The organism is Microbulbifer hydrolyticus (assembly GCF_009931115.1).
Taxonomy (GTDB): Bacteria; Pseudomonadota; Gammaproteobacteria; order Pseudomonadales; family Cellvibrionaceae; genus Microbulbifer; species Microbulbifer hydrolyticus.
On the sequence record NZ_CP047491.1, the window covers coordinates 2,521,906 to 2,547,989 of the forward strand.

Sequence of the window (26,084 nt, forward strand, 5' to 3'; positions counted from 1 at the left end):
CTCAGCAATTCAGGCCTGCTCTTTCAGGCGCCCGATTTCGTCCCGAATCTTTGCGGCGGCCTCGAATTCCAGATTCTTGGCATGCTGGTACATTTGCTCCTCCAGCTCCTCGATCCTGGCCCAGCGCTGTTGATCGGTAAGTGGCTTTTGATCGGCCTTGTAGGCGCCCCCCTTCTCGGCCACTTTGCGCTTACCACGCGCTGGCACGCCTGGCGCAATGGCCCCCTCCATGATGTCGGCGACGCTTTTGAAAATCCCCTTCGGGGTAATTCCGTGCTCCGCATTGTGCGCCAACTGTTTTTCCCGGCGACGCTCGGTTTCATCCAGCGCGCGCCGCATGGAGTCAGTGATCTTGTCGGCGTACAGGATTGCCCGGCCTTCCAGGTTGCGGGCGGCGCGGCCGATGGTCTGGATCAGAGAGCGATCCGAGCGCAGGAAGCCTTCTTTATCCGCATCAAAAATCGCCACCAGGGACACCTCGGGCATATCCAGCCCCTCCCGCAGCAGGTTGATGCCCACCAGCACATCGAACTCGCCGATACGCAGGTCGCGGATGATTTCCACCCGCTCGACGGTATCGATATCCGAGTGCAGGTAGCGCACGCGCACACCGTTATCCGCCAGATACTCGGTGAGGTCCTCCGCCATGCGCTTGGTGAGTACAGTAATCAGCACGCGCTGCTTCGCCGCCACGCAGCGGTGAATTTCTGACAGGGTATCATCGACCTGGGTAGCGGCCGGGCGCACTTCCACTTCCGGGTCAACCAGGCCGGTGGGGCGAACCACCTGCTCAACAATGGCACCGGCATGCTCGGCTTCATACTTGCCCGGTGTCGCTGACACAAAAATGGTTTGCGGAGACAGGCTCTCCCACTCTTCAAATTTCAGTGGGCGGTTATCCAGTGCAGACGGCAGGCGGAAACCGTATTCCACCAGTGTCTCCTTGCGCGAGCGGTCCCCGCGATACATGCCGCCAATCTGCGGTACGGTCACATGGCTCTCGTCGATAAACAGCAAAGCGTCGTGAGGCAGGTAGTCGAACAGGGTGGGAGGCGGCTGCCCTGAGTCACGGCCCGACAGGTAGCGCGAATAGTTTTCCACCCCGTTGCAGTAACCGAGCTCCTGCATCATCTCCAGATCGTAGCGGGTACGCTGCTCCAGGCGCTGTGCTTCCAGCAACTTGTTGTTGTCGCGCAGTTGCTCCAGGCGAGCCTTGAGCTCATCCTTGATCTGGTCAATGGCTTTGACGATAGTTTCGCGGGGCGTCACGTAGTGGGATTTCGGGAATATCGTGATGCGCGGGACCTTGTGCAACACCTCCCCGGTCAGGGGGTCAAACAGGGTGATCTCTTCGATTTCTTCATCGAACAGGGATAGGCGCACTGCCTCCAGGTCCGAATCTGCCGGGTAGATATCGATGATATCGCCGCGCACCCGGTAGGTGGCGCGACGAAAATCTGCATCGTTGCGGGTGTACTGCAGTTCCGCCAGTCTTCGAAGGATGGTCCGCTGATCCACGATATCGCCACGATCGAGGTGCAGCACCATCTTCAGGTACTTGTCCGGATCCCCCAGGCCGTAGATGGCCGATACCGTGGCCACCACGATCACATCCTTGCGCTCAATCAACGCCTTGGTGGCGGACAGCCGCATCTGTTCGATGTGCTCGTTGACCGAGGCATCCTTCTCGATGAACGTATCCGACGAAGGCACGTAGGCTTCCGGCTGGTAGTAGTCGTAGTAGGAAACAAAATATTCCACCGCGTTGCGTGGAAAGAACTCCTTGAGCTCGCCGTAGAGCTGGGCGGCCAGGGTCTTGTTGTGCGCCATGACAATGGCGGGTCGCTGTACCCGGGCAATGACATTGGCCATGGTGAACGTCTTACCGGAGCCGGTCACCCCAAGCAGGGTCTGGTGCGCCAGCCCATCACCGATGCCCTCCACCAGGGATTCGATGGCGGCTGGCTGGTCACCCGCCGGCTCGTACTTGCTCACCACTTCAAATGGTCGCGTTTCCATAAGTGCCTACTCAACAACGATTCACGCGCGGGGCCCCGCGCCTTTGAGGCTGAAATTGTAGGCGGATGAACGCCTGCACGACAAATATCAGCCACGATGAAGCCCGGCCCGGCGAGAAAATAAACACTGCAAAATCAATGAGTTATTTTTGAAAAAAGGGGTTGACCTCCCCCGGGGTGCTATATAAGATACGCGCCATCTGAACGGGACAGCACATACGCAACCGGCCAGATAGACAGTTCCGCCTTAGCTCAGTTGGTAGAGCAAATGACTGTTAATCATTGGGTCGCTGGTTCGAGCCCAGCAGGCGGAGCCAAATAACGAAACCCCGCACCTGAAAAGGTCGCGGGGTTTTCTTTTTTTCGCAATTCGAAAAAGCCCCAATAAAAAGCCCCGCGGATACGCAGGGCCTCGCCATCGATATAAGTTACCCACCAGCGGGGTTTACACCTCCGGCATTTCACCCGTTGTGCGCTGCCGCACCCTGCTCCGGCCGGATATAGGCAACCGCTTGACCTCGGCACCTTCCCCACTCTCCGCTATAGCAGCCAGCTGGGCAACCCCATCGACCGCGCCAGTTGACTGGCACCAAACGGTATCGACCAGCGGCTGCTTGGGCGAATAGTCTTTAACGGACTTCACCAGCAACCGGTGCACACTTTCCGCATCCTGCCTTACACAGGCGTCTTTCAATTCGCTAATAAACGCCTGAAGCTGCTTGCCAGGTAACCGCTCTTCTTCGGCCCGCATAATCGAAGGATGGTCGGTACCGGCCACCTTGTCTCCCAGGAGCAGCTCTTCATAGAGCTTTTCTCCCGGGCGTAGCCCTGAAATCTGGATTTCAATATCCCCGTCCGGGTTTGCCTCGTCACGCACCGTATGCCCCATGATCTGGATCAGGCGACGGGCAATATCGAGGATGCGGACCGGCTCCCCCATATCCAGCACAAACACCTCACCCTTACGTCCCATACTGCCGGCCTGCAGCACCAACTGGGCAGCCTCGGGAATCGTCATGAAAAAGCGGGTCACCTTGGGGTGGGTTACCGTCACCGGCCCCCCGGCATTGATCTGGTCAGTAAACAGTGGAATAACAGACCCGGAAGACCCGAGCACATTACCAAACCGCACCATACAGACGCGGGTGCGCCCGAACCGGCGTCCGAAATCCTGACAGATCAGCTCCGCCAGACGCTTGGTCGCCCCCATGACATTGGTCGGCCGCACCGCCTTGTCCGTGGATACGAGGACAAACTGCTCAACTCCTGATGCCTCCGCAGCCTCGAGCACCGAAAGAGTCCCAAGGACGTTATTTTCGGCACCCACCACTACATTTTGCTCCACCAGCGGCACATGCTTGTAGGCCGCCGCATGGTAGATCGTATGCACATTGAACGACTGGATGATCTCGGCAACCCGCGCGCGATTACGCACATCCCCAAGCAGCGGGGTCACCTCCACGGAAAGGTTCTCGTCCAGCTGCTGCTGGCGGAGCTCCCGCTCAATCTGGTAGAGAGAAAACTCGGAGGCCTCCAGCATGATCAGTTTGGCGGGGCCCCAATGAATGATCTGACGGCAAAGTTCCGAACCAATGGAACCGCCAGCCCCGGTCACCAGCACAACCTTGTCGGCAATTGATGCGGAAACCAGCTTTTTCTGGGGCTCGACCGGAGCTCGACCGAGGATATTTTCATAGATCTGGGAGACATCGGAGACTCGGCCCGCGCTGTCCACCAGCTCCTCCATCCCGGGGATCACTTTTACGACAATCCCGCGCTCGCGCAGGCTGCGGGTTATCTCACGGCGACGACGCTTGGGAACGCCGGGCATGGCCAGAAGCACCTCGGAAATATCCCGTTCAGCAATCACATCGAGAATATTGGCCGGACTGTAAACCAGAACACCATCGATGAGGGTGTTCTGCTTGGAGGCATTATCGTCAAAGAAGGCCACGGTCTTGTACATTTCACCGTGGATCAGGCCTTTGTAGAGCTGAAGACCCGCGGTACCGGCCCCATAGATGGCAACCCGGGTCTTATGAATTTCCAGCGCCATCTGGTAATAGATGCGCACCAACCAGCGGGACCCACCCACGGTAATCAATGCGAAACACCAGTAGATGACAGGCACCGAACGGGGCACGCCGGCGTAGGTAAGGTAGGAAGCAACGGCGAGCACCACCGCAGAGGCGGTTACCCCCTGCAGCACAGCCACAATGGCCTGCTGGCCCATGTAGCGAATGACCGTGCGATACAATCCCAGGCGCAGGAAGATAAAGCTACTGGATACCAGCGTCATGCCCAGACAGAGCGCCATCGCCGGTTCGGAGACAAGGCCAGCCCCATTGAAGCGGATGGTCATCGCCAGCAAGAACGCCGCGGTCAGCATCAGGAGGTCGTAGCACAGCATCAATACCGGCTTATAATTTTTTTGTGCAGCTTTGTAAAAGCGCTTCACCATTCCCCCAATATGATCCGATACCGAATCATTGTGATCCATTTACTTCCCAGGGACATCACTTCCTTCCAATGGAATCTTTGTGTCTATTAAACCAATCCAGATACTACCAGTAGTACCGCCATCAATGACGTGCTTAGCATCACGGACAGCTCAACACATAGCGAAACTTTCACCCCAAACCTCAGCGCCATCCGCTGGTACAGGTGCTCACGATGCGCCTCCCACCAGCGCTCCCCTCGTGCAACCCGGATCAGAAGAGTTACGGTTGCGTCCAGCCAGAATGGAGAAAAAATGAGTAGTGGTACCAGCCAGTGGAATACGTTCTGCTGCCACCCTGTAATACTGACCGAGAAAACGGCCAACCCAATAACCGTCGAGCCGGCATCTCCAAGGAAAATACGCGCCTGAGGCCAATTGTAGTACAGAAATACAACGCTACAGCCCGCGACCAGGAAGCAGATTCCCGCCAACTCCACAGCGCCACTCAGTACACTTATCAACCCGAGCGAAGCAAAGCCGATGGCGGTCATGCCACCGGCAAAACCGTCCATCCCATCCATGAAGTTGTACAGGTTGATCACCCACACGCCACCCAGAAGTAGTGGCACCCAGATAAGCCAGTGGGGCACTTCAGGGGCCAGCGTATACAACACTAGCAGAACGGATAAAACTTGAACGAAAAAGCGTGTTCGTGCTCTTAGTGGCCGCAGGTCATCGATCAGTGACACGGCAAACAACGCGAGAAATGCCAGCAGAATACCGGGTGAGAGGAATAGCTGACTGACCATAAGGCCGGAAGCGACACCCGCAATCACTGCCAGGCCACCGGTACGGGGGACCGGTACCTCATGCAACGACCGATGGTTTGGAGTGTCCAGCGCAAACTGTCGAAGACGGGAAAGAATCAACCACAATGCGGACACCGTGACGGCACACGCAGCGACCAAAGGGACCAACCAGGAATCCAGTACCGCCCCCATTTAGCCTTCCCCCAAAAATTGACTGTAGCGCCGCTGTGGCTGCCACTTGAGCCTCGATTTCAGGCGCTGCGCACTATAAAGCTCACTCCGTTCCACCTCCAGGACACCTGTCTCTACCCCAAAAACAGACAAAAGCCTAAATGGGAACAAGGCCAGCCAGGTAAGGAGCTGACTATTTCTTATACGCCGACCACTGGCCGCTGTGCTGATTGCCGCCAGGTTGTAATAGCCCGGTTCCGCAATAATAAACGTTTCACCATTACACGGAGACTCTCCCACACGCACGATCGCCGAAAGTAAATCTTCGAGCGCTACAAAGCTACGAAACCCCGTGCACGGGACGACAGATACCCAGTTGCACCACGCTCGCAGTCGGGCCTTCCACAGAAAGGCGCGCTTATGCAGTCGCGTACCGGCGCTGTCTGCGGCTTCGCTGCAAGCTCCATAGACAGCTGCCGGGCGCAAAATATTGATGCGGGTTGAGCAGGCACGCGACAGGAGCAACTTCTCGGCTTCCCATTTACTGCCACCATAAACATCCGTGGCTGGCTCACCGCTATCTTCCGACGCGACTTCGTATGCGGGCGCACGCTTCGCCTTGATACTGGAGAGATACAGGAATTGATGCGCGCCAGACCGGTCAGCCAACACCAGTAATTCATCAGGCAACGTACTGTTCAGCAAGGCTGCCAATTCGGGACGTTTTCGACAGCCGCGCGCCGATGCCAGCCCTGCGGCATAGACAACAATATCGCCTTCCCGGAACACACCGCTAAACGAACTCGCGCTGAACACTGGTATCTGAAAATGCGCGCAACCCGCGGGACCAGTCTCCCGCCGGGAAACCGAAAGCACCGGCAGCCCGGCCTGCACCAGATACTGGCACAACGCGGAGCCGATATAGCCCGAACTGCCTATCACCACCCAGCGCATCGTCCGAATATCAACCTCCCAAACTGTGTGCCCACACAAGTGACACCCCAAAAAAAAGACAGCGCTGGAGCGCTGCCTTTTCACGAAAATTTACAACTGGATGCGATCCCTGTTCTTTTCCAGCGTCGCCATACCTATGCCCTTCACTTCGAGCAACTGTTCAACACTCGAAAATTCCCCATTGGCTTCGCGAAACTTGACGATTAGTTCGGCCTTCGCGGTGCCAACACCTTCCAGCGCAGAAGAAAGCTCCTCCGCTGACGCCGTGTTGAGATTTACCTGTACCTGCTCTTGCACAACCGCTTCTTCGGCACTGACTGACTGTACATGGGCCAGCATCAGGAAAACGGCGAAAACTACTGTCAGCGGAATACGAAAAAATTTCATAGCAAAATCCTTTTTTGGTTTATTAAGGGTCTTCACTCCGTGGGACCGCAAACCTCCCCAGGCGCTAGGGACTTTACCAACATTCTTCGCTAATTTAAGTGATAGGCCATTACATAACATTACATACGCATACAGCCGGTCTCAAACTGGCACGGCTGTTTTATCCAGCCATATTATCGATATCAGCGACAATAGCCTGTAGCGCTGCAGCGGGATCTTCGGCGCCCGTAATAGGACGACCAATCACCAGGTAATCGGAACCATTGCGCAATGCATCCACCGGCGTGACGATCCTTCTCTGGTCGCCAGCCGCGGAGCCCACCGGGCGAATACCGGGAGTAACCAGTGAGAATTCCGCACCACAGGCGGCTTTTAGCAACTTCGCTTCCTGCGCAGAACATACCACACCGTCGAGACCATTCTTTTTTGCCAACTCAGCAAGTGCAACCACCTGCTCTTTCAGTGGACGAGTAACTCCTACCGGGGCGAGTTCCTCTTCCGCTGTACTCGTCAGCACCGTGACCCCGATAAGAAGTGGACGTTTTTCTCCTAACGGCGCCAATGCTTCGGCCGCAGCCGCCATCATCCGCTCACCACCACTGGCGTGAACGTTAACCATCCATACGCCAAGCCTGGCAGCGGCCCGAACTGCAGCGGCGACCGTGTTGGGAATATCGTGAAACTTCAGGTCCAGAAATACATCAAATCCCGCCTCTACCAACTTGCGCACCAGGTCCGGGCCAGCAATGGTAAATAGCTCTTTACCCACTTTGACACGACAGACCGCTGGATCCAGCTGTGCAGCCATAGCCAGCGCAGCTTCTGCGTTGTCGTAATCCAGCGCCACGATTACCGGGGAAGATACAGAGTCAGCCAATGAACACCTCGAAGTTGAAAACAAATAAACAGGACAGCACGCGGAGCCGGCGACTATTCGCCCTCGATACCTTTTACCGAACGGACACTGTCCCACCGTTTGCAGCTGGGACAGAGCCAGTGCAACTGGTTGCCAGAAAAACCGCAGTTGTTGCAGCGGTAATGGGGACGGCTGGCAATCAGCTGGTCAATCAGGTTTTTGAGCAAAAACAGGTTTTCGCGGGCTCGGCCCTGGGTACTGTCTACATGCAGGTTAAGAAAATGTCCCAGACCGCGTAGAGATGGCCGCATCGCCAACTGCTTGCCGATAAAAGCGGCAGCATCCGCCTCGCTTTGTTGCTGGTGGATACGCTCGGTTAACGCGATAAGAACGCTGTTGGAGGGGTGTTCCTTGAGCAGCCGCGCAAGGTAGGCCTCCAGGCCGCTTTCATCGCCCAACGCCTCGTAACAGGTAATCAGTAACTCGAGTATTTCGGGGATGTAATCCGGGCTCTGCTTTGGCACACGCTCGAGGACCTTTATCGCCTCTTGCGGCCGCCCCAGCAGGTATTCGAGCCGCCCCATCAACAGGTTTGCACGTACCGACTGGCGGTCGTACCCGAGTGCCGCATCAATATGCTTGCGCGCACTGAGGTAATCCTTGCCGTTGATGGCCTCTTCCGCCAGCTCGCAGCAGAAATGCGCCTGGATTGGCGCCCACTCTTCCGGCAGCCGCTTGAACCGACGCCCGTGCAGCAGGTTCACTGCGTGAATGGCTTTTGCCCACTCCCGCTCGTCCCGATATACCTCCACCAGGTATTCAAGGCTGGTGCTGCGTAACTCGGATGAGGTTTCTACCAGCTCCTGCAGCAAGCGCTCTGCCCTATCCAGCCAACCGGCGGCAATGTAATCCCGCGCCAGTTCCAGCTGAGCCTTCTGCTGGCTGATTCGATTCAGGCTGGGCCGTGCCAGTAGATTCTGGTGCACCCGGATGGCCTGGTCATGCTCACCGCGTTTACGCAGCAAATTGCCAAGTGCAAGGTGGGTCTCGAAGGTGGCGCTGCTGACTTCCAGCGCATCGATAAACTTCTCAATGGCGTCGTTGTGGCGCTCACTGAGCAGATAATTGAGGCCCTGCGCATAGGACTGCGCCAGCGCCTGGTGCTGATTATTCTTTGCGCCTTTCTTCTTGCCACTCTTTCGCCCGAGGTACCAACCGATGGCGATGGCCGCAAAAATAAAAATGAAAAACGTCAGGTCGCTCAACTCATTCTCCGGCAACCTGGCGGCGAACCGTCTGAAGTTCACGCTCAGTACGCAATAGCTGACGCTCGAGGCCTTTCACCCGACGCCGCTCCGTCCAATAGGGTAACAGGCTCGCCAGAAAGCCGAGCAATGCGCCGATCAGCAAGAACCCGATCAACCAGAAACCGACGCTCCCGGGAAAAAGGTCAAACCCGGCGAATCTCGGCGTAATACTCTCGGGGTTATCGACCGCAAAATAGACACCAAGTCCTATGCAGGCGAGAGCGAGGATGCCAAGCAGCAATCGGGATATCCAGCGCAGAAATGACAATTGAACCTCCGGCTCCGGAAGGAGTGAAAAATCTATAAGTCCGTTACAGTGTTAGCCCACCGCAATCAGCTCGGCAATTACGCGTTTTCAAAGGTGTCGCGGTGCAGTTGCTGATTGACCCTGTCCCTGAGCTCTTTCCCCGGTTTGAAGTGAGGCACGTACTTGCCCGCCAACTCAACGGAATCCCCCGTTTTGGGGTTACGGCCCGTTCTCGGCGCGCGGTAATGGAGGGAAAAACTCCCGAATCCGCGGATCTCTATCCGCTCCCCTTCAGCCAGAACACCCGACATGGTGTCCAGCATGACTTTGACCGCCAGCTCCACATCCTTAACCGGCAGCTGATCCAACCTCAGAGCAATCTTCTCGATCAGTTCAGATTTGGTCATGCAGTCCGCAATCCTTTCTAAGTCATTGATTATTCTGGAATAGCGGCAATCATCTAATAGAAAGCCGGACTGGGCAACCCCAGTCCGGCTTTCGCATAGCCTCAACTCATGGAATTGAGGCTTTTGATAACAAGAACTTATCAGTCTTTGTTATTCATCTGGGCCTTGATCAGGTCACCGATAGTCGCCGGCTGAACCTGCTCAGCCTGCTTCTTGGTGTGATCCTTGATGGCCTGCTTCTCGTCGTCCTGATCCTTGGCTTTGATAGAGAGGCTGATCACGCGGTTCTTGCGATCCACGCTGGTGATCTTGGTCTCGATCTCTTCGCCTTCTTTCAGGGCGTTGCGGGCGTCTTCAACACGGTCGCGGCTGATTTCAGAAGCGCGCAGTACGCCTTCTACTTCGTCCGCCAGAGTGATGATGGCCTGCTTGGCATCCACTTCTTTGATGGTACCCATTACGATGCTGCCGCGATCGTTGGTAGCAACGTAGTCGGAGAACGGATCGGACTCCAGCTGCTTGATACCCAGGGAGATACGCTCGCGATCGGAGTCGATACCCAGGATAACGGTTTCCAGCTCGTCACCTTTCTTGAACTTGCGTACGGCTTCTTCGCCAGCTTCGTTCCAGGAGATGTCGGACAGGTGAACCAGACCGTCGATGGCGCCGTCCAGACCGATGAAGATACCGAAGTCAGTGATGGACTTGATCTTACCGGAGATCTTGTCGCCTTTAGCGAATTTACGCGCGAAGGCATCCCACGGATTTTCCTGGCACTGCTTGATACCCAGGGAGATACGACGACGCTCTTCGTCGATATCCAGAATCATTACCTCGACTTCGTCGCCAACATTGACAACTTTGGACGGGTGAATGTTCTTGTTGGTCCAATCCATTTCGGAAACGTGCACCAGACCTTCCACACCTTCTTCCAGCTCGGCGAAACAGCCGTAGTCGGTCAGGTTGGTTACAACCGCCTTCACGCGGCTGTTTTCCGGGTAACGCTGCTTGATGGATACCCAGGGATCCTCGCCCAGCTGCTTGAGGCCCAGGGATACACGGCTGCGCTCGCGGTCGAACTTCAGAACCTTGACTTCGATTTCGTCGCCAACGTTCACAATCTCGCTCGGGTGCTTGATGCGCTTCCACGCCATGTCGGTGATGTGCAGCAGGCCGTCGATACCGCCCAGATCTACGAACGCGCCGTAGTCGGTCAGGTTCTTCACGATACCCTTGATCGCCATACCTTCTTGCAGGCTGGCCAGCAGCGCTTCGCGCTCTTCGCTGTTCGCAGCTTCCATCACAGCGCGACGGGAAACCACAACGTTGTTGCGCTTCGCGTCCAGCTTGATCACTTTGAAGTCGAGCTCTTTGCCTTCCAGGTGCGCGGTGTCGCGAACCGGACGAACGTCTACCAGAGAGCCAGGCAGGAATGCGCGGATGTTGGCCACGTCAACGGTGAAGCCACCTTTAACCTTGCCACTGATAACACCCTTAACCACTTCGTCTGCAGCGTGTGCAGCGTCGAGGATTTTCCAAGCTTCAGCGCGCTTGGCTTTTTCGCGGGACAGACGGGTTTCACCGAAGCCATCTTCTACGGCTTCCAGAGCAACCTGTACTTCGTCGCCGATCTGCAGATCGACTTCGCCTTTTTCGTTTTTGAACTGCTCTGCCGGAATAACACCTTCAGACTTCAGGCCCGCGTGTACGGTTACCCAGTCTTTATCGATGTCGATAACCAAACCGGTCACGATAGCGCCAGGCGCCATCTCAACACTCTTCAAGCTCTCTTCAAATAACTCAGCAAAGTTCTCGGTCATTACTCATACCTATATGGGTAGGCCCGGCCGTGGATGACTGTAAAGTAGTCGATCTTCAGCTCAGACCCTGCCGCGCTGCCAGTACGCGGGTTAGATTACGACAGCGGCCGGGCAATTCTGGCTGATCCCGGCCGCTGTCGTTAGAAAACTGATTGTAGAGACTGATCCTGATAAACGGGTCTCTGGTGCCCGTACTCTGGAATTCTGTTGTCAGTCTGGCTCACTGGATACGTTCATGTACCAGGTCGAGCACTTTTTGCAGAACATCGTTAATACCAATGTCCGTGCTATCCAGCACTACGGCGTCTTCTGCCGGTGCCAGTGGGGAGGCTGTGCGGTTCATATCCCGGTCGTCCCGGGCGCGGATGTCCTCCAGCAGGTCGCGGAGGCTAACAGAAACCCCCCTACGCTGCAACTGATCAAAGCGCCGCTGGGCGCGCTCTTCCGCACTGGCCGTCAGGAAGATCTTGACCGGGGCGTCAGGAAAGACCGTGGTACCCATATCCCGCCCGTCGGCCACCAGCCCGGGAGGTGAACGAAAGTCTCGCTGGCGCTGCAGCAGCGCTTCGCGCACCGCGGGAATCGCCGCTACCTTCGACGCCGCCATACTCACACGCTCCATACGGATATCCCGGCTCACATCCTTACCCTCCAGTACGGCGGCAACCTCACCATTGGCCACCGCAAAGCGGATATCCAGATTGCCGGCGATTTCCGCCAGGCGCGCCTCGTCCGCCAGGTCGACGTCCGCATTGAGCGCTGCCAGAGCGGTGAGCCGGTAAAGTGCACCAGAGTCCAGCAAAGCGTAGCCGAGCTTGTCGGCCAGCAGCTTGGCGATAGTGCCTTTACCCGAGCCACTGGGACCGTCAATGGTGACCACCGGGGCCTTGCCGGCTTCAGGGCTGGCTGCGTGCGTTATAGCTTGCGTCATAACTAATCAGTACTACGTTAGTTCTGTTGATTGCCGGTAATAGGATGGTGAAGCGCTCAGCGCACCACCAGTTTCATCCCGGCAGCGGTCGCCAGTTCGGCGAAGTTGGGAAAGGAAGTGGCCACATTGGCGCAGTGCCGGATGTGGATGTCCGCGCCCGCGCGCAAGGCCGCCACCGCGAATGACATGGCGATCCGGTGATCACCAAGGCTATCCACTTCGCCACCACCAAATACCGCGCCTTGATCGCGACCACCCTTACCCTGGATCACAATGCCGTCCGGCGTCGGCTCTGCATCCACGCCCAGGATCTTGAGACCATCGGCCATGGCCTGAATGCGGTCGCTCTCCTTGACTCGAAGCTCTTCGGCGCCCGTGAGCACAGTCTCACCTTCCGCGCAGGATGCAGCGACGAAAATCGCCGGAAACTCGTCAATCGCCAAAGGCACCTGATCTTCCGGAATCCTGATACCTTTCAGCGGCGCGTAACGCACCCGGATATCAGCCACCGGCTCACCACCCACCTCGCGGCGATTCTCAAGGGTAATGTCGGCTCCCATTTCGCGCAGGATATTGATGGCGCCATCGCGGGTCGGGTTAATACCGACATGCTGCAGCAACACGTCGGAACCGGGCGCGATTGACGCAGCAACCATAAAGAAGGTGGCGGAAGATATATCCGCAGGTACATCGATATGGCAGGCCGCGAGCGTACCGCCACCCTTGAGGCTGGCTCGCGGCCCGTCGCGCTGCACCTCATAGCCAAACCCGGACAGCATACGCTCGGTGTGATCGCGCGTCGGCGCCGGTTCGGTTGTACTGGTTTCCCCATCCGCATACAGGCCCGCCAGCAAAACGCAGGATTTTACCTGGGCACTGGCCATGGGCAGTGTGTAATCAATCGCCTTCAGCTGCTGGCCTCCGTTGATCTTGAGCGGCGGGCGGCCGCCCTCCCCGGTTTCCACACTCGCGCCCATCTCCCGCAACGGGTTCGCCACGCGATTCATCGGGCGCTTTGACAGGGACTCGTCACCGGTGAGCACCGTATCGAACTTCTGCCCGGCCAGCAGGCCGGCGAGCAGCCGCATGGAAGTACCGGAGTTTCCAACATATAAAGGGCCCGGAGGTGCTTGCAGCCCGTGCATACCGACGCCGTGAATGGTGACACGACCGCCAACCGGCCCCTCGATCACCACGCCCATATCGCGGAAAGATTGCAGGGTCGCCAGTGCGTCCTCCCCCTCCAGAAATCCTTCCACCTCGGTAACACCTTCAGCCAGAGAGCCCAGCATGATCGAGCGGTGAGACATGGATTTATCACCCGGGACCCGGAGATCGCCATTCACAGCACCGCCCGGCTGGGCGACAAAAGTTACTTCCTTCGCTTCCATAGTTTCCGTATACGCTTTTTTGGCCAGCATTTTCGTGAAGTGATCCCGCGCCGCCTTGGCCCGGGTAAATACTCCCATCAGGTGTTCGCTGTCGCCGCTGGCAATGGCACTGCGCAGGGAGCCCAGATTGGAGGTGTAGAGATCGATGGATTTTAAAATCGCATCCCGGTTGGCGAGCATGATATCCCGCCACATCACCGGATCGCTGGAGGCGATACGGGTAAAGTCCCGAAAGCCGCCCGCAGCATACCTAAAGATGTTTTCGTTCTCCGCGTCGTGCGCCAGAGTATCGACGAGACCGAAAGCAATGACATGGGGTAGATGACTGGTGGCCGCGAGCACCTCATCGTGCTCCGCCACCGGCATATTCAGCACCTCGGCGCCGACAGCTTCCCACATGGCCTGAATGCGCCCGGCATGTTCCGCACCGGTATTTTCATCCGGCGTCAGGATAATGCGGTGGGCAATATAGAGATCGTCGCGCGCCGCAGTAACGCCACTCTGTTCAGATCCGGCAATCGGGTGGCCCGGCACCAGGAACGGTGGCACCTGACCCCAGACATTTCTTGCTGCAGCAATCACACTGCCTTTTACGCTGGCACCATCCGTAACCGTAACGCCTTCCGGGATGCCGTCCTTCAGTTGTGCGAACACGGCCTCCACCGCAAGGGTGGGAACAGACACAAAGATCACATCCCCCGCTTCCAGCTCCGGCAGTATTGCACCGACATCCGTGACTGCGCGATCAACCACTCCGAGCGCCACCGCCTGCTCACAGGTTTGCGCCCGGCGTGCCACACCGATCACTTCGCGACAGCCACTGGCAGCCTTGAGGCCAAGTGCGAGGCTTCCGCCAATCAGGCCGATCCCCACAACGACCAGCCGGCCGATCACACCGCCCGAGGCATCCTGCCCAACTTGCTTCCGCTCCTGCGACATTTACAGTACTCCGCGCGGGTAAGAGCCCAGTACTTTCATATCCGATGCGCAGGCGCCAACATCCTTGAGCGCCGCCGCCACATTGTCACTGTCGCGATGGCCGACAAAATCGATAAAGAAAACGTAGGTCCAGTTGCCGCTCTGCGCCGGTCGGGTTTCCACCCGGGTCAGGTCTATTTTGTGATTCTGGAACGGCACCAGCAGGTCATGCAATGCACCCGGTTCATTGCGCATGGAAACCATCAGCGAGGTCTTGTCATCGCCGCTCGCTGGCACCGCCTGGGAGCCGATGATCAGGAAGCGGGTGGAGTTATCCGGGCGGTCTTCAATTTTTTCGTTGAGGACTTTCAGTCCGTACAGTTCTGCCGCCATATCACCAGCAATGGCCGCCGCATTCCACTCGCCTTTTACACGCTTGGCCGCTTCCGCATTACTGGCAACGGCAATCCGCTCAACATTGGGGTAATAGGAATCCAGCCATTTGCGACACTGCGCAAGACTCTGGGCATGGGAATAAATACGCGTAATGGACTCTTGGCGTGTGATATCTGAAATCATCAGGTGCTGGTGAATCCGCAACTCCACCTCACCACAGATCTGCAGATTGGACGTCATGAAATTGTCCAGGGTGTGATTGACCACCCCCTCGGTGGAGTTTTCCACCGGGACCACACCATAATTCACCGCACCGGCTTCCACTTCACGGAACACTTCATCAATGGCCGCCAGGGGTTTGGAAACCGCCGAGTGGCCGAAGTGCTTCAGGGCCGCCTGCTGGGTGAAGGTCCCCTCCGGGCCGAGATAAGCCACTTTGATCGGCTCTTCCAGGGCCAGGCAGGCCGACATGATTTCGCGGAACAAACGCGCCATTTCTTCACCGGTCAGCGGTCCCGGATTGCGCTCCATGGCCCGACGCAGCACCTGCGCCTCACGCTCGGGCCGGTAATACAGTGCATCCTCACCGTTACGCTTTTTCACTTCTGCCACTTCCAGCGCGCAGTTGGCACGCTCGGAAATCAGTCGTGCAATTTCGCTGTCGATACCGTCAATGCGATCGCGCAGCTCGAGCAAACGCTCATCTTGCGGCGGCTTTTGTTCAGACATAACTTTCGCCTAAGTACTTGAATCTGTAATCGAATTAACCGTTGCGCTGCTCGAAGTCCGCCATAAAGGACACCAGCGCTTCCACTGCTTCCAACGGAACCGCGTTGTACAGGGAGGCACGCATACCGCCTACCGAGCGATGCCCCTTGAGCGCCAGCAGGCCCGCTTCCTCGGATTCTTTCAGGAACAGCTTGTCCAGACTGTCGTCCGCCAGCACAAAAGGCACGTTCATGCGCGAACGACTCTCGACCGCCACCGGGCTGGAGTAGAAGTCACTGCGATCAAGAAAGTCGTACAGCATTTGCGACTTCTTCTGACTGAGTGCCGCCATTGCCTCAACACCCCCCTGGGCTTTCAACCATTTAAACACCAGCCCGGACAGGTACCAGGCAAAGGTGGGCGGCGTGTTGTCCATGGACTGCCCTTCCGCGGCTACTTTCCAGCTAAGACTGCGCGGAATATCCGGTAGCGAGCGGTCCAGCAGATCGTCCCGCACAATTCCTACCGCGATACCGGAGGGGCCAATATTTTTCTGCGCGCCCGCATAGATGAAGCCGTATTTTTCTACCGGGATCGGCTGCGACAGAATCGTTGACGACATATCCGCAACCAGCGGACTGTTCACTTCAGGGATATACGGAAACTCCACGCCACCAATGGTCTCGTTGGGCGTATAGTGGAAATACGCCGCATCCTTGCTCTCCCGCCAGGCATCCGCAGCGGGCGCGTAGGAAAAATTACGGTCTTCGGAGGAGGCCACAACATTCACCTCTCCAAAGCGACCCGCTTCCTTGATGGCCTTTTCAGCCCACTGGCCGGTGTGTATATAGTCAGCGCTCTTGCTGCCCGCACCAAACAGGTTCCACGGAATGGCACTGAACTGACCGGTAGCGCCCCCCTGCAAAAACAGCACCTTGTAGTTGTCAGGAATACACAACAGATCCCGCAAGTCCTGCTCGGCCTCTTCGGCCACCGTGGTAAATTCTGGCGAGCGGTGGCTGACCTCCATAACCGAGCAACCAACGCCCTGCCAATCCAACAACTCTTCCTGAGCCTGCCGCAATACCGGTTCCGGTAACGCCGCTGGTCCCGCACAGAAATTAAACTTCCTCATCAATGCACTTCCACAGAAGAAAACAAATTTGCGAGCAGCACCGGCAACCCTGCACTCCAATGCCTGACTGGCAGGCGTTCGCCAGGGTTCCCAGAGGCGCTCTGAATTAAAAATTCGAAAGATTCCGCATTTCCGAAAGTCCCAGCCGTCAAATTTGGCCAGCTGAGTTACAAGCCTTTCGCCCGGGCGGAATTTGCGCCCAACAAAGCCAAAAAAGGCCGCGAGATTTCGCAGCCTTTTTGGGGGTCAACCGGGTTCAGACATTACTCCTCGACGGCGCCATCTTCGGCCGCGTCAGCGCCTTCACCCTCGGGGTCTTCGGCTTCCTGGATCCGCGCCAGCCCCACCAGGTTTTCGTTCTCCTTCAACCGGATCACACGAACACCCTGGGTATTGCGCCCCAGCACGGAAACCTCATCCACCCGCGTCCGCACCAGGGTTCCCTGGTCGGAAATCAGCATAATCTCCTCACCCGGATGCACCTGACAGGCGCCTACCAGTGCACCATTACGCTCGCTTTCGGCAATCGCAATCACGCCCTGGGTGCCGCGGCCTTTGGTGGGGAAATCTGAGGTGTCCGTGCGCTTGCCGTAACCATTCTCGGTAGCCATCATCACCGAGCCACCCTCTTCCGGGATGACCATGGCGATTACGTGGACGCCATCCGCCATACGGATACCGCGCACACCGCGGGATACACGCCCCATGGAGCGTACATTTTCTTCCGCAAAACGGGCCGCCTTACCGGCACTGGTCAGCAGCAACACATCGCGGCTGCCGTCGGTGATCGCCGTGGCAACCAGTCGGTCCCCTTCCTCAAGCTCGATTGCACGCAGACCTACGCTGCGCGGACGAGAGAAGGCGGTGAGCGGAGTTTTCTTTACCGTACCGTTGGCGGTAGCAAAGAATATAAAGTGGTCTTCATCGTACTCGGACACCGGCATCAGGCTGCTGATACGCTCGCCCTCTTCCAGCGGCAACATATTCACCATCGGACGACCGCGCGACGCGCGCCCGGCGGTAGGCACTTCGTAAACCTTCAGCCAGTACACCTTGCCGTGATTGGAGAAACACAGGATGGTGTCGTGAGAATTGGCAATCAGCAGGTGTTCGACGAAGTCCTCGTCTTTCACCTGGGTGGCCGACTTACCCATACCACCACGGCGTTGCGCCTGGTAATCCGCCAGCGGCTGGCTCTTGGCGTAACCGCCATGAGAGATAGTCACCACCTTGTCTTCCGGGGTAATCAGGTCTTCAACCGAGAGATCCTGACGGGAAGCCACGATGTCGGTGCGACGCTCATCGCCGTACTCTTTTTCCAGCACTTCCAGCTCTTCGCGGATCACCTGCATCAGGCGCTCCGGGCTACCCAGAATCTCCAGGTATTCGGCAATCTGCTCCAGGCGTTCGCTGTATTCCGCCAGTAGCTTGTCATGCTCCATACCGGTCAGGCGGTGCAGGCGCAGCTCGAGGATCGCCTGCGCCTGGGCCGGCGAGAGATAGTAGCCGTCGTCGCGCAGACCGAACTCTTTGGGCAAATCGTCAGGGCGGCAGGCATCGGCACCGGCACGCTCCAGGAACTGCTGGACCTCACCCACCGGCCAGCCTTTCGCCAGCAACGCTTCCCGCGCTTCTGCCGGGGTGGCGGAAGATTTGATCAGCTCGATTACCGGATCGATATTGGAGATGGCGATCGCCAGGCCTTCCAGGATGTGCCCGCGCTCGCGCGCTTTGCGCAGCAGGTACACGGTACGGCGGGTCACTACTTCCTGACGGTGACGGATAAAGTATTCGAGCAACTGCTTCAGGTTCAGCAGTTTGGGCTGGCCATCCACCAGCGCCACCATGTTGATACCGAACACGCTTTCCAGCTGGGTCTGGGAATAGAGGTTGTTCAGAACCACATCGCCCAGCTCGCCGCGCTTGAGCTCGATAACCACACGCAGCCCGTCTTTATCGGACTCGTCGCGCAGCTCGGAAATACCTTCGATTTTCTTGTCTTTTACCAGCTCGGCGATGCGCTCGATCAGGCGCGCCTTGTTCAGCTGGTAGGGAATTTCGTGGATGACGATGGTCTCGCGGCTCGTTTTTTCATCCCGCAGGACTTCCGCCTTGGCGCGGATATAGATACGGCCACGACCAGTGCGATACGCCATCAGGATACCGGCACGACCATTGATAGTGGCACCGGTGGGGAAATCAGGGCCCGGGATATATTCCATCAGGTCATCGACGGACAGTTCGCTGTTGTCGATCAGCGCCAGGCAGCCGCGCACCACTTCACTCATGTTGTGGGGCGGGATATTGGTGGCCATACCCACCGCAATACCGGAGGAACCGTTTACCAGCAGGTTCGGCACACGCGACGGCAGCACTTCCGGCATCTGCTCGGAACCGTCGTAGTTGTCGACGAAGTTGACGGTTTCCTTGTCCAGATCCGACAGCAACTCGTGTGCGAGCTTGTCCATGCGGATCTCGGTATAACGCATTGCCGCCGCGCTATCGCCGTCGATGGAACCGAAGTTGCCCTGGCCATCTACCAGCATGTAACGCAGGGAGAACGGTTGAGCCATACGCACGATGGTGTCGTACACCGCACTGTCACCGTGCGGGTGGTACTTACCGATTACGTCACCCACCACACGGGCGGACTTCTTGTAGGGCTTGTTCCAGTCGTTTTTCAGTTCGTTCATGGCGAAGAGCACACGGCGGTGCACCGGCTTCAGACCGTCGCGCACATCGGGCAACGCACGGCCGACAATCACGCTCATCGCATAGTCGAGGTAGGATTGCTTCAGCTCTTCTTCGATATTGATCGGAGAAATTTCTTTGGCTAATTCGCCCATATTTTCAGGCATTCCTTATCGTTAACGCCGCCAGCAGGGCTGGCCCCCTCAAAAGCCCCGGCGGTACACCCTCCATCGGGCGGCACAGCCAAAGGCCGGGAAACAGGCGGGGCTCACTGGTCACAGCCCCGATCAAGCGGGCGATTCTACCACAATTGGCGCCGCGTAGGACGACTTGTAGAGACTTGTTCACGCCGACGCGCACCGTTAAAGTCAGCGGCTTTCCATCGGAACAAAAAACACACAATGGCCAGCACTTACCGCAGCGACACCCACAGCAAACCGAACAAAAAACAGTCAATCGACACACTGATCCACGCGCGCTGGATAATTCCAGTGATCCCGGAAAAACGTGTGTACGAAAACTGCTCACTGGCCATCGACGACGGCACCATCACCGCCATTCTCCCCAGCTCGGAAGCGCGTAATCGATTCGCAGCGCGGCAGGAACACCAGCTGGACAACCAGCTCCTGATTCCCGGCCTCATCAATACCCACAATCACTCCGCCATGAGCCTGCTGCGCGGCTTTGCCGACGACCATCCATTGATGACCTGGCTGGAAAAATATATATGGCCGGCGGAGAAGCAGTGGCTCAGCCCCGGGTTCGTCACCGACGGCACCCGCCTCGCCATGGCCGAAATGCTCAGGAGCGGTACCACCACTTTCTCAGACCAGTACTTTTTTCCCGAAGCCACCGCAGCCGCGGCCCGCGATGCCGGCATGCGTGCGCAGATCGCCTTCCCGATCGTCGACTTCCCCAACCCCTGGTCGCGAAGCGGCTTTGAGGCCATCGAAAAAGGACTCGCTCTCAGGGACGACTACCGTTCCCACCCCCGCATCAGCTTCGCTTTCGCACCCCACGCCCCCTATACCGTGGGCGACGAAACCGTAAAGAAAATCGCAATCTACGCCGAAGAACTGCAGATACCGGTGCAAATGCACCTGCACGAAACCGCCGGGGAAGTGGAGAAGGCACTTGAGGAAACTGGCGAGCGCCCCATCCAGCGCCTGCACAGGCTCGGGCTGCTCTCACCGCAGATGCTTTGTGTGCATATGACGGCGGCCGACGACAGCGACATCACCCTGCTGCAGACCACCGGCGCCCACGTTGCCCACTGCCCCCGTTCCAACCTCAAACTTGCCTCCGGCTTCAGCCCGGTCGCAAAACTACTTGATGCCGGCATCAACGTAGCTATCGGCACTGACGGCGCCGCCAGCAACAATGGCCTCGACATGTTCCTTGAGACCAACACCGCCGCACTGCTCGCCAAGGCCACCTCCGGGCAGGCCGACGCCCTCCCCGCCCATCAGGCCCTAGCAATGGCTACCATCAATGGTGCCCGCGCGCTGGGCATCGACGAAGTCACCGGCAGTATTGAGATCGGAAAGGCCGCTGACCTGTGTGCGGTGGATTTGAGCGCACTGGAGCAGCAACCCATGCACGACCCGCTCTCGCAGCTGATGTACACCACCAACGGCCACCATGTGCGCAACGTGTGGGTGGCCGGCAGGCAGCTGCTGAAGGACCGTGAGCTGACAACACTGAACGAAAAAGAACTGAAGCAACGTGCCGGGAGCTGGCGTGATAGAATCGCCGGTCGCACTAACTGGACCGTCGAGAACTGATGACCAACGTAGACCCCGCAGAAATCGCCAAATTTGAACAGCTGGCCAGCCGCTGGTGGGACCAGCAGGGAGAATTCAAGCCCCTGCACGAGATCAACCCCCTGCGCGCCAACTACATCGATCAGCGCGCGCCCGTCGCCGGTAAAAAACTCCTCGACGTCGGCTGTGGCGGCGGCATCCTCACGGAAGCCATGGCCCAGCGCGGCGCCAAGGCCACGGGCATCGATATGGGTGAAGCCCCCCTCAACGTCGCCAGGCTGCACGCCATGGAGACCGGTGTCGACATCGACTACCAGCGCATCCCCGTCGAAGAGCTCGCCGAAAAAACACCCTGCAGCTACGACATCGTTACCTGCCTGGAAATGCTCGAGCACGTGCCCGATCCCGCGTCGGTCATCCGCGCCTGCGCCAAACTGGTCAAGCCCGGCGGGCACGTCTTTTTCTCGACCATCAACCGCACCCCCAAGGGCTGGCTGTTCGCCGTCGTCGGTGCCGAATACGTATTGCGCCTGCTGCCGAAAGGTACACACGAATACGCCAAATTTATCCGCCCGTCGGAGCTGGGCCGCTGGGTGCGCGAAGCCGGCCTGCAAAGCCGCGATATCACCGGTATGACCTACAATCCCCTCAGCAAGCAGTACAAACTCAACCCGAGGGATGTAGACGTCAACTACCTGATGCACACCATCCGCCCAGCAGAATAAATCCAGAAGTATCTATTGATGAAAGCTGTACTCTTCGACCTCGACGGCACCCTGTTCGACACCGCCCCCGACTTTGTGGTGGTGCTCAACCAGCTGCGCGAGCAAGAACATCTGCCGCCACTGGCGGACACAACCATCCGCGAAGTGGTTTCCAATGGTGCCCGCGCCATGGTGCGCCTGGGATTCGGGGTCGATGAAGGCGAAACCGGGTTCAGCGACCTGCGCCAGCGCCTGCTCGACCTGTATCTGATGCACTTGGCCAAGCACACCGTGCCTTTCCCCGGGATCGAAACACTTCTTAATCAGCTGACAGAAAATGGCATTGTCTGGGGCGTGGTTACCAACAAGCCCTCGGCATATACCATTCCGCTGCTACAGGCATTCGCGCACTTGCCCACGCCGAGCGCGATCATCTGCCCGGACGATGTCACCAACCGCAAGCCGGACCCCGAGCCGATCCTGCTGGCCTGCAGCCGCATCGGCTGCAAGCCCACGGAAGCGGTTTACGTGGGCGACCACGAGCGTGACATCATGGCCGGACGCGCCGCCGGCATGCCCACCATCGCCTGCAGCTATGGCTACATCGACAGCGACGACGATCCGGAAAACTGGAAGGCTGATCACCTGATTCACGACGCCAGTGAAATCTGGCCACTGATCCAGCAGCATTACCTGAAGCAGCCCTGAGATCATCCGCGACCATCACGAACCCCACAAATGAGCTCGATAATTGATGTCTGAAACCATCACCGATTACGCCGCACCCGCGGACCTGCTAAAAGACAAAATCATTCTCGTCACCGGCGCCGGCGATGGTATTGGCCGAGTGGCAGCGAAAACCTACGCCGCCCACGGTGCCACGGTCATTTTGCTGGGACGCACCGTGCCAAAACTGGAAGCGGTTTACGATGAAATTGAATCCGCTGGCTGCGCCAAACCGGCCATCCTGCCCGTAGACCTCAGCGGTGTGAAATGGGAAGAGCTGGAATTTCTGGCCCAGGGCGTGGATCAGGAATTCGGTCGCCTCGACGGTCTGCTGCACAATGCCGGCGTACTCGGCCAGCGCACCCCCATTGCCAACTACCACTATGCGACCTGGCAACAGGTGATGCAGGTAAATGTGAACGCGGCCTTCGGGTTGACCAAAGCGATGATGCCGCTGTTGGAACAGTCCAAGGCCAGTTCGGTCATCTTTACCGGCTCCGGTGTCGGCCTGAAAGGCCGTGCCTACTGGGGCGCCTATTCGGTGTCCAAATTTGCCACAGAGGGTCTGATGCAGGTGTTGGCAGACGAAGTCGAGGGCGTCTCGAATATCCGGGTCAACAGTATCAACCCCGGCGCCACCCGCACCAACATGCGCGCGGCCGCCTACCCGGCAGAAGACCCCAGATCGGTGACGACACCGGAAGACATCATGCCCACCTACCTGTACCTGATGGGCGACGACAGCATCGGCGTCAACGGAAAACAGTTCAACGCACAAGACTGAACCAGTCAGTCAGGAACCTTTGCCAGCAGCAGAGTGCTTGTATGCAACCCCTGCTCAACCCTGCTGCCTGGCCAAGAGCTCTCCATTCCCCCGCGCCAACATCCTGGGACTTGAGTGGTGGTACAGAAACCCCGCGATTAAACTTTCTGAGGCCCGGCTGCGTACCAATCAGTCTCAGCCTGGAAAATCATCGCGCCGAAACGGCGAGGGGGATATGAAAACGTCACTTACCAATGAGCTTGAATCCCTGGCCAGCGAATCCCGCAATCCGGATACGCAGGATATCGACCTGCTCCCCACTCTCGGCATTCTGGAAAAGATAAACGATGCAGACCGCGGTGTACCTGACGTGGTACGGCAAGTATTGCCTGAGATTGCGCAAGCCGTGGATGCCGTTGTCACTGCATTCAAATCCGGCGGACGCCTGATTTACATGGGCGCCGGCACCAGCGGGCGTATCGGTCTGCTGGATGCCGTGGAATGCCCCCCGACCTACGGGGTGCCGGAGGGCATGGTGATTCCCCTGATTGCCGGTGGAGAGTCGGCCGTACACCGAGCGCAGGAAGGTGCGGAAGATGATCCGGAGCTGGGCGAAAAAGACCTGCAAGGGATCGAGCTGCAGAGCAGGGATGTCGTTATCGGCATCGCGGCCAGCGGAAGAACCCCTTACGTCACCGGCGGCCTGCGCTACGCCAGGAGCCTCGGTTGCACTACCGTGGCACTTGCCTGTAATAAATCCGCGGCAATCGCCCGCGAGGCGGATATCGCGATACTGCCCGAGGTTGGCCCAGAGGTATTGACCGGCTCCACACGCATGAAGGCCGGTACCGCGCAAAAACTGGTACTCAACATGATTACCACCGCCAGCATGATCCGAACCGGCAAAAGCTTTTACAACCTGATGGTGGACGTTAAAGCGACCAATCAGAAGCTGGTAGACCGCACGCGGCGGATCGTTGTGGAGGCCACGGGTGTCGATTACGAGACAGCCGACCGGGTACTGGAGCAGTGCGACCACAACGCCAAGCTCGCGATTATGATGATCCTGAGTGGATTAGAGCGCGCCTCCGCCGAGACTGCACTGGAACAAGCCGATGGCTTTCTGCGGCTTGCGCTGCGAAACCTGGGACAAGACAAACGCCCCGCCAATTGACCCAACCATCACCAAAAAAAATACCCGGGCAAGCCCGGGTATTTTTTTTGGTGCTGTATTTTTTGAAGCGCGATCAACTCGTCACTTTGCCACCCCGATAGCGAGTCACTCCTCGGCGTGGTCTATCTCTTCGCTCACCTCTTCGGCGGCTTCTTCAACGGACTCGGCTGCTTCATCCGCTGCGTCGCCCATGGCTTCTGGAACATCGGCAAATACGTCACCCTCTGCGGAAGCCATCATCGTCTCTGCGGAATCTTTCATTTCAGCGCCTGCAGCCTCAACTTCGGCCTCTACTTCAGCAACCGCGGTTTCTACCTCTTCGACAATGGACTCTTCGCCGGTAACCGCTTCTGGAGCTGCGCTATCCATATTGGCGTAGTACAGGTAGCCGCCGACGGCAGCGATGGCAATGGCGGGAATTACAAGTTTCTTCATTTCTAACCCCTGATAATGTGTTGTTATTTGGTTATTTTCGTAGACTCAAGCACACCCATTCTTCCACGCTGCGGGAGTGGGAAATGTGATAGGTAGCTCAATTTGGATTGTGCGGCGCCCGTTTGCGGGGCAAAATCCTGACGACTCAACGATCGGAACTGACATTATGAGAAAAAGCGCCACCCATCGCTTCAGTGCAACCCTCCCCATCCCCGTCATCCTGTTCGCTATTCTGGCCCTCCCCGCCACTGCCGAAACCCTTCAGAAGCGTCTGCAGCAATGCAGTCAGTTCAGCGACGATGAAAAACGCCTCGCGTGTTACGACAAGCTATCGGGAGGCCTGCAACAGCACGCCGAGCAGCAGTTCGGCCAGGAACAAAAGCAGGTGATCGAAGAAGCGCCGGACTCGATAACGGCCACCATTATTGATGCGAAAGAAGGGGCCTACGGCAAATTCACATTTACGCTGGACAACGGCCAGATATGGCGCCAGGTCGATAGCAGTAGCCGTGCAATCTGGCGGGGTGGCGAGCAGGTAACGGTGGAGCGCGGCGCGCTCGGCTCTTTCCTGATGCGTAAAACAACCGGCGGCCGCACCCTGCGCGTAAAACGGGTCAAGTAGTCGGCAATACAACGAATTCCATGCCACGTCCGCCTCGGCGTGGTTATAGCTGCTTCGCATAGCGGGCGCACTTTTCATTTCCATCCTGTTGGCCGGCGCGCCGTGCGGCCTTTTTCCTGCTCCCCATCCCCATCAAAAACCTTCTGGTCGGCCTTTTTCCGGCGCACTATTCAACCATCATCTATAGTCAGTTTGTCTGCATGGCACTTTGTACGCCATGCCTCGATCCTGCGAAAGGACGACGCCGGTGGTTCTACGGCAGGCAGGCGGTCGAAATGAAGACACCGCACTGCCACAAGCATAAGGTTCAG

22 protein-coding genes and 1 tRNA gene are annotated in these 26,084 nt (G+C 57.8%); 7 read left to right on the plus strand and 16 right to left on the minus strand.

Going from position 1 to position 26,084, the window contains the following annotated elements; all coding sequences use genetic code 11:
* Positions 1 to 9: 9 nt before the first annotated feature.
* Positions 10 to 2,019 (minus strand): excinuclease ABC subunit UvrB, encoded by a 2,010-nt coding sequence (gene uvrB, locus GTQ55_RS10695; RefSeq protein ID WP_161858717.1) that lies wholly within the window; start codon positions 2,017 to 2,019, stop codon positions 10 to 12.
* 240 nt (positions 2,020 to 2,259) lie between these two features.
* Between uvrB and GTQ55_RS10700 the strand changes: the two genes are divergently transcribed.
* A tRNA-Asn gene (locus tag GTQ55_RS10700) sits at positions 2,260 to 2,335 on the plus strand.
* Positions 2,336 to 2,463: 128 nt separating this feature from the next.
* Here GTQ55_RS10700 and GTQ55_RS10705 read toward each other — a convergent pair.
* From GTQ55_RS10705 to gyrA, 14 genes are all read right to left on the minus strand, one after another.
* Positions 2,464 to 4,518: a polysaccharide biosynthesis protein gene (locus GTQ55_RS10705; protein ID WP_237567648.1), complete on the minus strand. Its 2,055-nt coding sequence runs from the start codon at positions 4,516 to 4,518 to the stop codon at positions 2,464 to 2,466.
* 47 nt (positions 4,519 to 4,565) lie between these two features.
* Positions 4,566 to 5,459: an MraY family glycosyltransferase gene (locus GTQ55_RS10710; RefSeq protein WP_161858718.1), complete on the minus strand. Its 894-nt coding sequence runs from the start codon at positions 5,457 to 5,459 to the stop codon at positions 4,566 to 4,568.
* Positions 5,460 to 6,392: an NAD-dependent epimerase/dehydratase family protein gene (locus GTQ55_RS10715; protein WP_161858719.1), complete on the minus strand. Its 933-nt coding sequence runs from the start codon at positions 6,390 to 6,392 to the stop codon at positions 5,460 to 5,462.
* Positions 6,393 to 6,482: 90 nt separating this feature from the next.
* On the minus strand, positions 6,483 to 6,779 hold the full coding sequence (locus tag GTQ55_RS10720) for a ComEA family DNA-binding protein (RefSeq protein ID WP_161858720.1): 297 nt from the start codon (positions 6,777 to 6,779) through the stop codon (positions 6,483 to 6,485).
* 160 nt (positions 6,780 to 6,939) lie between these two features.
* The gene (gene pyrF, locus GTQ55_RS10725) at positions 6,940 to 7,587 is read right to left on the minus strand and encodes an orotidine-5'-phosphate decarboxylase (RefSeq protein WP_237567924.1); all 648 of its coding nucleotides are present in this window, start codon (positions 7,585 to 7,587) and stop codon (positions 6,940 to 6,942) included.
* Between the two features lie 122 nt (positions 7,588 to 7,709).
* Positions 7,710 to 8,942 (minus strand): lipopolysaccharide assembly protein LapB, encoded by a 1,233-nt coding sequence (gene lapB, locus GTQ55_RS10730; RefSeq protein WP_237567649.1) that lies wholly within the window; start codon positions 8,940 to 8,942, stop codon positions 7,710 to 7,712.
* Positions 8,902 to 9,210 carry a lipopolysaccharide assembly protein LapA domain-containing protein gene (locus tag GTQ55_RS10735; RefSeq protein WP_237567650.1) on the minus strand — a complete coding sequence of 103 codons (309 nt, stop codon included), beginning with the start codon at positions 9,208 to 9,210 and terminating at the stop codon, positions 8,902 to 8,904. Before GTQ55_RS10735 ends, lapB begins: the two co-directional genes overlap by 41 nt.
* 77 nt (positions 9,211 to 9,287) lie before the next feature.
* Positions 9,288 to 9,596, minus strand: coding sequence for an integration host factor subunit beta (gene ihfB / locus GTQ55_RS10740; RefSeq protein ID WP_161858723.1), 309 nt, complete (start codon positions 9,594 to 9,596; stop codon positions 9,288 to 9,290).
* Between the two features lie 140 nt (positions 9,597 to 9,736).
* Positions 9,737 to 11,416 carry a 30S ribosomal protein S1 gene (gene rpsA, locus GTQ55_RS10745; protein ID WP_161858724.1) on the minus strand — a complete coding sequence of 560 codons (1,680 nt, stop codon included), beginning with the start codon at positions 11,414 to 11,416 and terminating at the stop codon, positions 9,737 to 9,739.
* Between the two features lie 220 nt (positions 11,417 to 11,636).
* A complete protein-coding gene (gene cmk, locus GTQ55_RS10750; protein WP_161858725.1) occupies positions 11,637 to 12,347 on the minus strand; it encodes a (d)CMP kinase in 711 nt (236 codons plus the stop codon).
* Positions 12,348 to 12,403: 56 nt separating this feature from the next.
* Entirely contained in the window at positions 12,404 to 14,677 is a 2,274-nt protein-coding gene (locus tag GTQ55_RS10755) for a bifunctional prephenate dehydrogenase/3-phosphoshikimate 1-carboxyvinyltransferase (RefSeq protein WP_161858726.1), read from the minus strand.
* Positions 14,678 to 15,781: a prephenate dehydratase gene (pheA, locus tag GTQ55_RS10760; protein ID WP_161858727.1), complete on the minus strand. Its 1,104-nt coding sequence runs from the start codon at positions 15,779 to 15,781 to the stop codon at positions 14,678 to 14,680.
* 34 nt (positions 15,782 to 15,815) lie between these two features.
* Complete coding sequence (gene serC / locus GTQ55_RS10765) at positions 15,816 to 16,895, minus strand: 3-phosphoserine/phosphohydroxythreonine transaminase (protein ID WP_161858728.1); 1,080 nt, start codon at positions 16,893 to 16,895, stop codon at positions 15,816 to 15,818.
* A gap of 263 nt (positions 16,896 to 17,158) precedes the next feature.
* A complete protein-coding gene (gyrA, locus tag GTQ55_RS10770; RefSeq protein ID WP_161858729.1) occupies positions 17,159 to 19,741 on the minus strand; it encodes a DNA gyrase subunit A in 2,583 nt (860 codons plus the stop codon).
* A 246-nt stretch (positions 19,742 to 19,987) separates the two neighbouring features.
* Here gyrA and GTQ55_RS10775 point away from each other — a divergent pair, with 246 nt between their 5' ends.
* The 5 genes from GTQ55_RS10775 to murQ all read left to right on the plus strand — a co-directional run bounded on the left by GTQ55_RS10775 (position 19,988) and on the right by murQ (position 24,716).
* Positions 19,988 to 21,370, plus strand: coding sequence for a TRZ/ATZ family hydrolase (locus GTQ55_RS10775; protein WP_161858730.1), 1,383 nt, complete (start codon positions 19,988 to 19,990; stop codon positions 21,368 to 21,370).
* Complete coding sequence (gene ubiG, locus GTQ55_RS10780; RefSeq protein ID WP_161858731.1) at positions 21,370 to 22,074, plus strand: bifunctional 2-polyprenyl-6-hydroxyphenol methylase/3-demethylubiquinol 3-O-methyltransferase UbiG; 705 nt, start codon at positions 21,370 to 21,372, stop codon at positions 22,072 to 22,074. The genes GTQ55_RS10775 and ubiG overlap by 1 nt, the downstream gene beginning before the upstream one ends.
* A gap of 18 nt (positions 22,075 to 22,092) precedes the next feature.
* Entirely contained in the window at positions 22,093 to 22,761 is a 669-nt protein-coding gene (locus tag GTQ55_RS10785) for an HAD family hydrolase (RefSeq protein WP_161858732.1), read from the plus strand.
* Positions 22,762 to 22,807: 46 nt separating this feature from the next.
* Complete coding sequence (locus tag GTQ55_RS10790; protein ID WP_161858733.1) at positions 22,808 to 23,563, plus strand: YciK family oxidoreductase; 756 nt, start codon at positions 22,808 to 22,810, stop codon at positions 23,561 to 23,563.
* A 214-nt stretch (positions 23,564 to 23,777) separates the two neighbouring features.
* Entirely contained in the window at positions 23,778 to 24,716 is a 939-nt protein-coding gene (gene murQ / locus GTQ55_RS10795) for an N-acetylmuramic acid 6-phosphate etherase (protein ID WP_161858734.1), read from the plus strand.
* Positions 24,717 to 24,821: 105 nt separating this feature from the next.
* Here murQ and GTQ55_RS10800 read toward each other — a convergent pair whose 3' ends face one another.
* On the minus strand, positions 24,822 to 25,151 hold the full coding sequence (locus GTQ55_RS10800; protein WP_161858735.1) for a hypothetical protein: 330 nt from the start codon (positions 25,149 to 25,151) through the stop codon (positions 24,822 to 24,824).
* Positions 25,152 to 25,317: 166 nt separating this feature from the next.
* Here GTQ55_RS10800 and GTQ55_RS10805 point away from each other — a divergent pair, with 166 nt between their 5' ends.
* On the plus strand, positions 25,318 to 25,773 hold the full coding sequence (locus GTQ55_RS10805) for a hypothetical protein (RefSeq protein WP_161858736.1): 456 nt from the start codon (positions 25,318 to 25,320) through the stop codon (positions 25,771 to 25,773).
* Positions 25,774 to 26,084 lie beyond the last annotated feature (311 nt).

What these genes read in the sequence shown, in the direction of transcription:
- GTQ55_RS10755 (WP_161858726.1), bottom strand. Translation starts at nt 14,677, where the DNA reads ATGTCGCAGGAGCGGAAGCAAGTTGGGCAGGATGCCTCGGGCGGTGTG.
- GTQ55_RS10710 (WP_161858718.1), bottom strand. Translation starts at nt 5,459, where the DNA reads ATGGGGGCGGTACTGGATTCCTGGTTGGTCCCTTTGGTCGCTGCGTGT.
- GTQ55_RS10720 (WP_161858720.1), bottom strand. Translation starts at nt 6,779, where the DNA reads ATGAAATTTTTTCGTATTCCGCTGACAGTAGTTTTCGCCGTTTTCCTG.
- GTQ55_RS10705 (WP_237567648.1), bottom strand. Translation starts at nt 4,518, where the DNA reads ATGGATCACAATGATTCGGTATCGGATCATATTGGGGGAATGGTGAAG.
- GTQ55_RS10775 (WP_161858730.1), top strand. Translation starts at nt 19,988, where the DNA reads ATGGCCAGCACTTACCGCAGCGACACCCACAGCAAACCGAACAAAAAA.
- cmk (WP_161858725.1), bottom strand. Translation starts at nt 12,347, where the DNA reads ATGACGCAAGCTATAACGCACGCAGCCAGCCCTGAAGCCGGCAAGGCC.
- GTQ55_RS10805 (WP_161858736.1), top strand. Translation starts at nt 25,318, where the DNA reads ATGAGAAAAAGCGCCACCCATCGCTTCAGTGCAACCCTCCCCATCCCC.
- murQ (WP_161858734.1), top strand. Translation starts at nt 23,778, where the DNA reads ATGAAAACGTCACTTACCAATGAGCTTGAATCCCTGGCCAGCGAATCC.
- serC (WP_161858728.1), bottom strand. Translation starts at nt 16,895, where the DNA reads ATGAGGAAGTTTAATTTCTGTGCGGGACCAGCGGCGTTACCGGAACCG.
- GTQ55_RS10785 (WP_161858732.1), top strand. Translation starts at nt 22,093, where the DNA reads ATGAAAGCTGTACTCTTCGACCTCGACGGCACCCTGTTCGACACCGCC.
- pheA (WP_161858727.1), bottom strand. Translation starts at nt 15,781, where the DNA reads ATGTCTGAACAAAAGCCGCCGCAAGATGAGCGTTTGCTCGAGCTGCGC.
- ihfB (WP_161858723.1), bottom strand. Translation starts at nt 9,596, where the DNA reads ATGACCAAATCTGAACTGATCGAGAAGATTGCTCTGAGGTTGGATCAG.
- rpsA (WP_161858724.1), bottom strand. Translation starts at nt 11,416, where the DNA reads ATGACCGAGAACTTTGCTGAGTTATTTGAAGAGAGCTTGAAGAGTGTT.
- GTQ55_RS10790 (WP_161858733.1), top strand. Translation starts at nt 22,808, where the DNA reads ATGTCTGAAACCATCACCGATTACGCCGCACCCGCGGACCTGCTAAAA.
- pyrF (WP_237567924.1), bottom strand. Translation starts at nt 7,587, where the DNA reads ATGGCTGCACAGCTGGATCCAGCGGTCTGTCGTGTCAAAGTGGGTAAA.
- GTQ55_RS10800 (WP_161858735.1), bottom strand. Translation starts at nt 25,151, where the DNA reads ATGAAGAAACTTGTAATTCCCGCCATTGCCATCGCTGCCGTCGGCGGC.
- ubiG (WP_161858731.1), top strand. Translation starts at nt 21,370, where the DNA reads ATGACCAACGTAGACCCCGCAGAAATCGCCAAATTTGAACAGCTGGCC.
- uvrB (WP_161858717.1), bottom strand. Translation starts at nt 2,019, where the DNA reads ATGGAAACGCGACCATTTGAAGTGGTGAGCAAGTACGAGCCGGCGGGT.
- gyrA (WP_161858729.1), bottom strand. Translation starts at nt 19,741, where the DNA reads ATGGGCGAATTAGCCAAAGAAATTTCTCCGATCAATATCGAAGAAGAG.
- GTQ55_RS10715 (WP_161858719.1), bottom strand. Translation starts at nt 6,392, where the DNA reads ATGCGCTGGGTGGTGATAGGCAGTTCGGGCTATATCGGCTCCGCGTTG.